Source organism: Serratia sp. 506_PEND, assembly GCF_001076875.1.
Taxonomy (GTDB): Bacteria; Pseudomonadota; Gammaproteobacteria; order Enterobacterales; family Enterobacteriaceae; genus Serratia; species Serratia marcescens.
The window spans coordinates 1-1,233 of sequence record NZ_JVEL01000402.1 but is presented as its reverse complement, the minus strand read 5'-3'; the positions used below and the strand labels follow the sequence as shown (position 1 = coordinate 1,233).

Below are 1,233 nucleotides of genomic sequence, written 5' to 3'. Positions count from 1 at the left end.
GTATCGAGAACTATACCCGCACCACCAACGGCTGAAACGGTCCCCAAAGCAACGCCCAACCCCACAAGCCCCTTGGTAACATTGGGCAGAACTTCATCTAATTTGGTGAATTCATCTGCCACCTCGCCCTCGAGCTTAGCCAGGGGAGTCATAATGTCATTTTGGTCAAGGATTTCCAGGCTGCCTGCGCGTTTTTTCTTGAACTCAGTCTCGTTTTGAATACCCTTCATATCCTTATCGGTCGCCAGTTCACCGGGTTTGCCGTAATACTCCTGGTCAAGTGCGCCCTGTAGCGCCTTGACTTTATCGTAATGCTGTTCGTAGGCAATAAAGGACATACGGGCTTGCTGGTTGCGAAAGAACTTACCGTAATACACACCACGGACAGCCTGTATTTGACGTTCAAGACGATCCCGTTTGGTGGGGTCAGTCGTTTTGTTTAATTGACGATTTAACGACTGGTATTGCTTGTCATTATCGATGGCCTTATTAACAATGGTTCTGGCCGCTTCCAATGGGTCAACGCCTTGCCCCATCTGTTTGATAATGGACTCATGCCAGCTTATCTTTTTTCCGCCGATCTTAATGCGCCCAGCAGCGCTATCCAGGTTGGGGCTTAAAATATCGTTGACAAGATCTTTCGCGTTCGTGAGCGCCGCTTCCGGTGTTGCTGCACCGAGCGCGGAGGATTCAGCAAGTGGCAATACAGCACGCAGCCCCTGATAACCACCGCCACCAATACCGCCCAACTGCTCAAATATCCCTTTGGCGTATTCAGCTATCACATCCGCATCAACCGGCCCCATCTGGCCCATTCTGACAATGCCGCTTAACGCATTGGGGAGTTTATCGGTGGGAATTTTAAAGTAATGCAACGATGAAGCCAGTTCCGCGACCTTGTAGGGATTTGCACCGACGGATGCGGCTGTCATATTGATGCGCGGCAATAATTCGTCGACTTGTTGCGGCGTAAATGCCTGGGAGGAAACCAGCCCCTCGTAACCTTGCAATGTGTCGCCGATATCACCCCCACCGAGTTCTATCGCTTTTTTGACGGTGTTGTTTATTTGCTGCTTACCTTTCTGGCGCCCCGCCTCATCGCGGTCATGGAACACCCTGTTTGAGAGTTTCATCAGCTCCATGCTGTACTCGGAACTGTTATCAATTTTAGGCGCAAGATAATGTGCGCCAGCAGCTATGGCTCCGCCGGCAACCAGCATTTTTTTACCCAGG

Annotated in this window: 1 protein-coding gene; it reads right to left on the bottom strand. The window is 50.8% G+C overall.

The window, feature by feature from the left end; all coding sequences use genetic code 11:
• Window positions 1-1,233: hypothetical protein (locus tag ADK28_RS32175; protein ID WP_048795964.1), on the bottom strand; the 1,233-nt coding region annotated here is incomplete at both ends.